5 protein-coding genes and 1 pseudogene are annotated in these 8,646 nt (G+C 61.7%); 2 read left to right on the top strand and 4 right to left on the bottom strand.

Features of this window, described 5'->3' with window-relative positions; all coding sequences use genetic code 11:
* The 3 genes and pseudogenes from ABHR75_RS02205 to ABHR75_RS02195 form a co-directional block, all read right to left on the bottom strand.
* Nucleotides 1-1,235, bottom strand: a pseudogene (locus tag ABHR75_RS02205) (putative selenate reductase subunit YgfK); the annotation flags it as partial.
* 149 nt (nucleotides 1,236-1,384) lie between these two features.
* Nucleotides 1,385-2,740 carry a putative aminohydrolase SsnA gene (gene ssnA / locus ABHR75_RS02200; protein ID WP_346963516.1) on the bottom strand — a complete coding sequence of 452 codons (1,356 nt, stop codon included), beginning with the start codon at nucleotides 2,738-2,740 and terminating at the stop codon, nucleotides 1,385-1,387.
* Nucleotides 2,741-2,936: 196 nt separating this feature from the next.
* On the bottom strand, nucleotides 2,937-4,331 hold the full coding sequence (locus ABHR75_RS02195; protein WP_346963515.1) for a uracil-xanthine permease family protein: 1,395 nt from the start codon (nucleotides 4,329-4,331) through the stop codon (nucleotides 2,937-2,939).
* Between the two features lie 351 nt (nucleotides 4,332-4,682).
* Between ABHR75_RS02195 and ABHR75_RS02190 the strand changes: the two genes are divergently transcribed.
* Nucleotides 4,683-5,339 (top strand): helix-turn-helix transcriptional regulator, encoded by a 657-nt coding sequence (locus tag ABHR75_RS02190; RefSeq protein WP_271761154.1) that lies wholly within the window; start codon nucleotides 4,683-4,685, stop codon nucleotides 5,337-5,339.
* A gap of 124 nt (nucleotides 5,340-5,463) precedes the next feature.
* Here the strand turns inward: ABHR75_RS02190 and ABHR75_RS02185 are convergent, their stop codons facing one another.
* Entirely contained in the window at nucleotides 5,464-5,841 is a 378-nt protein-coding gene (locus ABHR75_RS02185; RefSeq protein ID WP_035137477.1) for a RidA family protein, read from the bottom strand.
* A gap of 300 nt (nucleotides 5,842-6,141) precedes the next feature.
* Between ABHR75_RS02185 and ABHR75_RS02180 the strand changes: the two genes are divergently transcribed.
* Nucleotides 6,142-8,634: a U32 family peptidase gene (locus ABHR75_RS02180; RefSeq protein WP_271761156.1), complete on the top strand. Its 2,493-nt coding sequence runs from the start codon at nucleotides 6,142-6,144 to the stop codon at nucleotides 8,632-8,634.
* Nucleotides 8,635-8,646: the final 12 nt, after the last annotated feature.

Below are 8,646 nucleotides of genomic sequence, written 5' to 3'. Positions count from 1 at the left end.
GTCACGGCCTCGAGCGAGACGCCCGCGAACGGCTTGCCGTCCAGATCGGTGAACTCGCCAGTCATCTGGCTAAAGCGCTCGTAGCCACCGGGCTTGAGCACGTCGGTCGCCAGGGTGACGGGCCAAATGCCGGCATCGTACAGGGCACGGATGTTGTAGACCGTGGCGCCGCCGGAGTAGCTGATGCGCAGTTTGCCATCGAACTGCTCGGTAATGCGGCGGGCAGCCTCGATAGTCAGCGAGAACAGCGAACGGCCGGACATGTACATCTCGGTGGAGGGCAGCTCGTTTCTCGTCACGTCGACGGGGAACGTGTTGGTCAGCTTGACGCCAAACTCCAGGCCGCGCTCGGCGCACAGGGCAATCAGGCGCCCGAACATGGGCACGGCATCGGCCCACTGCAGGTCCTCGCGGAAGTGCGTATCGTCGAAGACGATGTAGTCAAAGCCCAGCTCGTCGAGGCGCTGGCGGGCAAACTCATAGCCCAGCAGCGTGGGGTTGCACTTGATGTAGGTGTTGAGGCCCTTCTCGGCGATCAGATAGGTCGCGATGCGCTCGATCTCCGCCGGCGGGCAGCCGTGCAGGGTAGACTCGGTGATGGAGTTGGACACGCGTGCCGGGATGGACTCGACAAATGCGGCGTCGACATGCTCAAACTTGTCCAGGTTAGCGAGCGCCCAGGTGCGGCACTCGTTCCAAACCTCGGAGCCGCTGGCGTCCTTCATGCCCTCGATGTAGGCGTCGACCTTGGGGCTCTTGATGCCCTCCAGGTCATAGCCCACGGACATGTTGAAGACAAAGCCGTCCGGGCTTCCCAGGCCGTACTCGCGAGCGATGAGGTGGCAGGCGAACCATGCCTTCACGTACTCGGCAAAGGCCTGCGGAACCTCGAGCTCGGTCGACCACTCGCAGTTGTAGCACTCGTCCTGTGCCACGATGCAGGGCTTGTTCACACACTTGGAGAGCTCCTCGCCGTCCATAACCTGAACGGTCTTGAGCTCAAAGAAGCGGGAGCCGGCCACGTAGGATGCCACGATGTTCTGGGCAAGCTGCGTATTGGGACCGGCGGCCGGGCCAAACGGGGTCTCGATGCGCTCGTCAAAAATGGGAAGCGCGCCCTCCTGGTTGGTCGTGACCATCTTGCGCACGCCAAAGATGGCGCCCTGAGTCTTGTGCTCCTCGATGATCCAGTTCATCAGCTGCGAAAACGGGATCGGCCTCATGATGTCGCTCATAATGAGCTCCTCTCTGTAACGCCCGGCGAGACCGCGCGGCGGGCGCAAATACGGTGTAGCGCTAGCACAGCGCCGGCGACCCCGCGGAGGTCGCCTATACGCGCGTCGGATGCGGCGAAACATCCGACGCGCGTGAATCTACTTGTGAATTAGTAGGTGCGATCGTTGAGCGTGCTCCAGAGCTTCTTGGACTCAGCCATGGTCCACGCGTTGATCTTGTCCTCATCGATACCGACGAACTCGCGATCCTTGTACAGGACGCGGCCGTTGATGATGGTGGTGCGGCAGTTTTTTCCCATCATGCCAAAGAGCATATGGCCGTCGATGTTCTCCTCGCTCAGCGGCGTAAAGGGCTTGTAGTCCATAACGATGACGTCGGCAGCAGCGCCGGCCTCGAGCACGCCGAGCTTGCGATCGAAGTACTTGCTGGCCATCTTGGCGTTGTTCTCGAACAGCATCGTCATGGCCTCGCACCAGCCCACGTTGGGCATAGCGGCGTTGTGGCGCTGAATGATCAGGAAAACCTTGAGGCTCTCGAGCATATCGTGGGTGTAGGCGTCGGTGCCCATGCACACGGGGATGCCGCGGCGGAAGAACTCGAGCACGGGGGCGCAGCCCACGGCGTTTCCCATATTGGATTCGGGGTTGTTGACCAGCCAGGTGCCGGACTCCTTGACGATATCCATCTCGGCGGGCGTCACATGGATGCAGTGGCCGAGCATGGTGTCGGGACCGAGCAGGTTGTGCTGCAGCAGGCGCTCGACGGGGCTGATGCCGCCGCGGTTGAGGCGGGAGTCCCACACATCGTTCATGCCCTCGCACACGTGGATGTGGAAGCCGGTCAGGCCATTGTTGGCCTCGGCCATCTTATCCATGGTCTCGTCCGACAGCGTAAAGGTGGCGTGACCGCCAAACATTGCGGCGATCATGTGGTTGTCGTTATCGCGACGCTCCTTGGCGGCCCACTGGGCAAACTCGGCGTTCTCGGCAATGGCCTGGTCACATTTTTCCTGACCGCGGCGGTCGGAGACCTCGTAGCACAGGCACGAACGCATGGCCAACTCCTGAGCGGCGTCCTTAATGGTAAAGAGGCTGCCCGGAATCTCGCAGAAGCTCGCGTGGTGATCGAAGATCGTGGTAACGCCATCGCGGATGGAATCCAGAATCGTGGCATAGGCGCTGGCCTTGGTGCCGTCGAGCGTCAGGTTGTCGTCAATCTTCCACCACTGCTGCTCAAGATTCTCCAGGAAGTTGGTGGGGTTGCAGCCCTTAATGGCAAGGCCGCGGGCCAGACCCGAGTAGATGTGGGTGTGGCAGTTGATAAGTCCGGGCATGATGAGGTTGCCCTGGGCGTCGACGTACTCGGCATCCGGGTACTTGGCCTTGAGCTCGCACTCGGGGCCCACTTCGACGATCGTATCTCCGTCAATGGCGACCGCACCGTTTGGAATAAACGGGGTCTGAGCGTTGCGGGTAAAGACGGAACCGTTAGCGACCAGAAGCATAAATGCTCCCTTCAACATCAGAGGCGGGGTTTGACACCTCTGACATGGCGGAAGTGCGAAGCGCCGGCCTACACCGGAAACGGGCCCTCTCCCGTCAACGCTTCACCAAAGGGACAAGCCCTTTGAAGTGCGGCTTGGCGCCGCATGGCGCCGGCGGACGAGGCGATGCGTCCGCCGGCGAATAGCACCGAATTGGTTACTTCTTGCTCTCGGGCAGGACCAGATTCACAGCGGCATCCTTGGCAGCATCGATGTGCTGAGCCACGACCGGCGTCTGCGGAAGGATCAGGTTGAGCACGATGGCCATGATGGCGGTGGGGGTCACGGCGTTGGAGCCGATGACGGTGGACACCCAGGTAGGCATACCCTCGCCGGCAAGGCAACCGCTGGCCATCCAGATACCCAGGCCAAAGACGACGGAGGTACCGACGATGGTGGTGGTGCGCTGCGTGAGGCCCTCGCGGGTGAACATGCGCACGCCGTTCATGGTGATGGTGCCAAAGACGCCGACGGTCGCGCCGCCGATGACGGGCTGCGGGATAGCGGAAAGGATGGCAGAGAGCTGCGGGAACAGACCGGCGATGGCAAAGACGGCCGCGATGATCACAAAGACCCACTTGTTGACGACCTTGTTGGAGCAGATGATGCCCACGTTCTGGCCAAGGGCGCTGGTGGGAAGACCGCCCAGCAGGCCGCCGACCATAGAGGTGAGGCCCTGAGACACGATAGCGCCGGAGAGCTCGCGCTCGGTGGGCATACGGTCGATGGAACCAAGGCAGGCAGCGGAGACGTCGCCGATAACCTGGATGGCAACCATGGGGAACACGACAGCGAGGGTAATGCAGACCTCGGGATCAAACTCGAGCGCGTAGGGCATGAGCTTGGGAAGAGCGAAGACCTGAGCGGTGGCGACGCTGGAGAAGTCGATCATGCCAAAGGGGATGGAGACGATCATGCCAACGATCATGCCAAAGAACACGGAGCCCAGCTTGAGCGTGCCCTTGCCAAAGTTGGCGAGCGCAAAGACCACGGCGAAGGTGATAAGAGCGACGCACCAGGCCTGCGGGGTGCCCCACAGCGGCGTGCCCATGCCACCGGCCATGTACTTGACGGCCGTGGGATAGAGAGAGACGCCAATGGAGAAGATGACCGTACCGGTCACGACGGGCGGGAACAGCCACTTGATCTTGCTGTAGGCCAGACCAAAGAGGACCGCAACGGCGCCGCCGACGATCTCGCCGCCCAACAGCGCGCCAAAGCTAAAGCCCGAGGCGCCCATGGCCTGCAGGGCCGGCAGGAACGCGAACGAAACGCCCATGACGATGGGCAGGCCGCCGCCGATGCGACGGAAGGGAGCGAAGGCCTGAAGGGCCGTGTCGATTGCCGAAAGAATGAGGGCGACCTGGATGATGTCGGTGCTCTGCTGGCTATTAAAGCCGTAGACGCCGGCCATGATGACCGCCGGGGTAATGATGCCGGCAAACGATGCCAGTACGTGCTGAAGGGCACACGGGATCATTTCCTTAACGGGAGGCATGCCTTCGCGAGTGAACAGGGCTTCAGTGCCGTTCGTAACCGTCTCCTGGGTCATTTGACCACCAATCCTCGAAGTAGTTGTTTTCGCATCTAACGCTCTATTGTGACGCAGTGCGGGGTTGAGGTTGTGCCTTCATTGCATATCGTATTAAAGATGATTCTCATTCTCAATAATAATTTTTTGTTATCAGACTATTCTTGAGCTGAGACAATGCATTTCCGCAGGTCAAGAAAGTGTCTGGTCAAAATAACATCTAACATTTCTTTTGGTCAACCGTTTACCGCTAAATTCCTACCGTTCGTCTGCATTACGCAATGTACCTGCGGATATACGAGTCAATAGACACCGTGTTACCATGATAAAAAATTGTTATGAACACTTCGATAGAACCCAAAGGAGTTGCCCGTGAACGAGACCGTACGCCGCTTTTTGCCGATGGTCGATTTCCTGGAGCAGGTACTCGGTAAGAACAGCGAAATCGTGCTGCACGATTTCTCGGATCCCGACCACGCCATCGTCGATATTCGCAACGGCATCGTGAGCGGCCGTAAGGTCGGCGGTCCCGCCACCGATCTGGCACTCAAGATCATGCACGATGGTAAATATCGCGATCTGCCGTTCATTACGGGCTACGAAGGCCGCGGTGCCGGTGGCAAGACGCTGGAGTCGGCGACGTACTTCATTCGCGAGGACGGCGAGATCGTCGGCATGCTCTGCGTCAACACCGATCTTTCGGCCGTGCGCAACATCAGTGCCATGGCCCAGCAGCTTATGGCCTGCTTTGACGCCGCTCCCGCACGCACCGAGCCCTCCCCCATCGAGGTCGAAAGCCTTTCGGAGTCCACGCAGGAGCTCATCGACCGCAGTATTTCCGAGCTGCTGAGCGCTCGCGGGCTGGATGTGACGTCGCTTGGTCAAAGCGACCGCGTGGAAGTCATTCGCCACCTCAACGGCAACGGAGTGTTCATGCTCAAGGGCGCCGTAGCCTGCGCCGCCACCGCGCTGGGCATCTCGGAGCCCAGCGTCTACCGCTACCTGCAAAAAGTCCGCAAGGAAGGCTAACCCGCTGACTCCTTGGGGACGGAGGAAAACGGATCATTTTTGTCGCATCGCTTGACAAAAGACCCTGCAGTTCACACGCACTGCAGGGTCTTTTTGCATGTCATGTTTAGTTGTTGCCAACCCCTTAGAGAGCGGCGACGACCTCAATCTCAACCAGACCGCCGGCCGGAAGGGCGGCAACCTGGAAAGCGCTGCGCGCGGGGAACGGAGCCTCGAACTTGGAGGCGTAGATCTCGTTCACGGCAGCGAAGTCGGCAATGTCGGCCAGATAGACCGTGGTCTTAACGACATCGGCAAAGGTGGCGCCGGCAGCGGTCAGCAGGGCCTCGACGTTAGCAAGGGACTGCTTAGCCTGGGCCTCGACGCCCTCGGGCATCTTGCCGGTTGCGGGGTCGATGCCCAGCTGGCCGGACAGGAACACCATGTTGCCGGTCTGGATGCCGGGGGAATACGGGCCGATGGCTGCAGGTGCGTTATCGGAAGACACGACGGTCTTGCTCATGTTTTTCTCCTTACGATCAGATAGAGAGCGTGAGCGCGGCGTTCACACCGGGAGGCACAATTCGGTCTGAACACCGCGCTTGATTTGGGATAGTACTCAAGGTTTCCGCGCAATGCAAGATTATTATCACGTTGCGAGAATATTTTATCGCCCAACGGTTTCCCCGAACCGCTGAACGGTTCTCATGTGGAGCAGCCAGTCCAAGCTGCTGAAGACTTTATCCAGCTTGGAGCACGGGCGTCGCCCACCGCAGCGACGCCACTATACTTTTGAATATCTGAGCATTTTGAAAGGCAGGATATGACCGCAACCGCCAGTCGAACCACCAACCGCAGGCCCGAGCTTTTGGCCCCCGCCGGAGGCCCCGAGCCCTTTGCCGCCGCACTCGCTGCCGGGGCAGACGCCATCTACTGCGGCATGGGCAGCTTCAACGCCCGCCGCAAGGCAACCAACTTTACCGATGAGGCCTTTGAGCAGGCCTGCCGCGCCGCGCATCTGGCCGGCTCGCGCGTCTACGTCACGGTCAACATCGTCATCAAGCAGTCCGAGATGGGCGATGCGTTGCAACTCATCCACCGCTGCTCCACGCTGGGCGCCGATGCCTTCATTATCCAGGACTGGGGCCTGTTCTTTGAGGTCAAGCGCACCATGCCCGGCATCGAGACACACATCTCGACCCAGGCGAACATCCATGATGACCGTGGGACTATCTGGTGCCGCGAGCAGGGCGCCGACCGCGTGACCCTCTCGCGCGAGCTCTCCATCGACGAAATCGCTGCCATTCACAATGCCGCGCCCGACGTTGACCTTGAGGTCTTTAGCCACGGCGCCATCTGCTTTTGTTACTCGGGCCTGTGCCTGCTGTCGAGCTTTGCCATGGCGGGCCGCTCGGCCAACCGCGGCATGTGCGCTCAGCCCTGTCGCCTGCCTTACGAGCTGATTGACGAGAACGGCCGCTCGCTCTCCCCTGCCGGTCGCGAGCGCGCGCTGTGCCCGCGCGACACCAATACTTCGCAGCTCGTTCGCCGTCTGTATGACGCCGGCGCCGCATCGCTCAAGCTCGAAGGCCGCATGAAAGCCCCCGATTACGTATATTCCATCGTCGACGTGTATCGTCATCAGATTGATGACATGCTGGCCGGGGTCGCCGTAGATAAGGACGAGGACGCCGCCCGCCAGCGCCAGCTCAAACGCTGCTTCAACCGCGACTTTACGCACGCCTACCAAGACGGTACCTCGGGTGACGAGATGATGAGCTACGAGCGTTCCAACAACCGCGGCCAGATCGTGGGCACGGTGCTCGGCAGCCGCCTGTCCAACCGCGATGTGCGCGGGCTCAAGCCCGACGACCGCCGTCGCCGCGCTGCCATCGCCCGCATTGAGCTGTTTGAGCCCGTGGGCAAGGGTGACCTGCTGGAGCTTCGTCACGACGATGAGTTTGACCAGTTCCTGACCACCATTGCCGCCGAGGATGCCGCTGCCGGCGACATCATCGAGTGCCGCGTGCCCCGTAGCATGCCCGAGGGTTGCCGTGTACGCGTGATTCGAAGCCAGCGCGCTATCGACGCCGCCGGCGCCGCGCTCAAACGCGATGTGCTGCGCCGCCGCGCCGTAGACGTGACCGTCGTGGCGCGTCTGGGCGAGCCGTTTACCGTGACGCTCACCTGCTGCGACGACCCCACGCTCGCTGCCGCTGCGACCGGCTTTACCGTCGAGGCCGCCAAGACCCGCGCCGTCGAAGCGTCCGATCTGGTTGAGCATGTAGGCCGCATGGGCTCCTCGCCCTTTGAGGCCGCGAGCTTTGACGTTTCGCTCGACGCCGGCTGCGGTATGGGCTTCTCCGCCGTGCACAAGGTGCGCGCCGCCGCCTGTAAAGCATTGGAGGAGGCCATTCTGGCGCCGTACGAGGAGCGCGCGAAAACGCTTGAGTTGCCGGTACTCGACAAATGTACGCACGCCATGCCCGAGCATTACCGCGACGAGCCGCATATCTGCGCCACCGTCACCACGCTCGAAGCCGCCGAGGCAGCTCGCGCCGAGGGCGCCGCGCGCATCTATATGACCACCGACGCGCTCGAGACTGTCGGACTCTCCCCTGCCGATGCATTTGAGCAGGGTATCGTGCCCGTACTCGACGAGGTCTGCCGCACCGTCGACCACGAGCGCGTCGATCCCTGGATCAATGCCGGAGCCACCGTCGCCGTCGGCAATATCTCCGAGCTCGCCGTAGCCGCGCATGCCGGCGCCACGGCCGAGATTCGCTCTTGCCTGCCGGTGCACAACACGCCCTGCATGGAGGCGCTTGCCGAGCGCGGAGCCGGTGCGTTTTGGCTCTCGCCCGAGATCACGCTCGACGAGATTGTCTCGCTCGGCGCCACCGCGCCCGCGGCTCTGGGCATCACCGTCTTTGGCCGCCCGCGCGTCATGACGAGCGAGCATTGCATTCTGCAGGTTGCCAACGGCTGCATCCACGATTGTGCCAACTGCCGCCTGCGTGCCCGCAAGCTCTCGCTCAAGAATATCGACGGCAAGGTCATGCCCGTCCGCACCGACACTCACGGCCGCTCTCGCCTGTACGATGCCTACCCCATCGACCTCACGCCGCAGGTTGCTCAGCTGCTCGATGCCGGCGTGCGTCGTCTCATGGTGGACGGAACGCTGCTCGAGGCGGATGAGGTGGGCCGTGCCGTCGCCCGCGTCCGTCGTGCCGTCGAAGCAGCGCAGGCCGGCCGCAAGCCCGCCGCCCGCCTGCGCGGGGCGACCTCGGGCTGCATGTTTGTGGGAATCAGCTAACCGAAAGGCTTA

Origin of the sequence: Collinsella aerofaciens, from assembly GCF_039752955.1 — a bacterium.
Taxonomy (GTDB): Bacteria; Actinomycetota; Coriobacteriia; order Coriobacteriales; family Coriobacteriaceae; genus Collinsella; species Collinsella aerofaciens_BI.
Note: the sequence above shows the minus strand (reverse complement) of the source record. Positions and strands in the feature narration are given on the sequence as shown.

What these genes read in the sequence shown, in the direction of transcription:
- ABHR75_RS02180 (WP_271761156.1), top strand. Translation starts at nt 6,142, where the DNA reads ATGACCGCAACCGCCAGTCGAACCACCAACCGCAGGCCCGAGCTTTTG.
- ABHR75_RS02195 (WP_346963515.1), bottom strand. Translation starts at nt 4,331, where the DNA reads ATGACCCAGGAGACGGTTACGAACGGCACTGAAGCCCTGTTCACTCGC.
- ssnA (WP_346963516.1), bottom strand. Translation starts at nt 2,740, where the DNA reads ATGCTTCTGGTCGCTAACGGTTCCGTCTTTACCCGCAACGCTCAGACC.
- ABHR75_RS02185 (WP_035137477.1), bottom strand. Translation starts at nt 5,841, where the DNA reads ATGAGCAAGACCGTCGTGTCTTCCGATAACGCACCTGCAGCCATCGGC.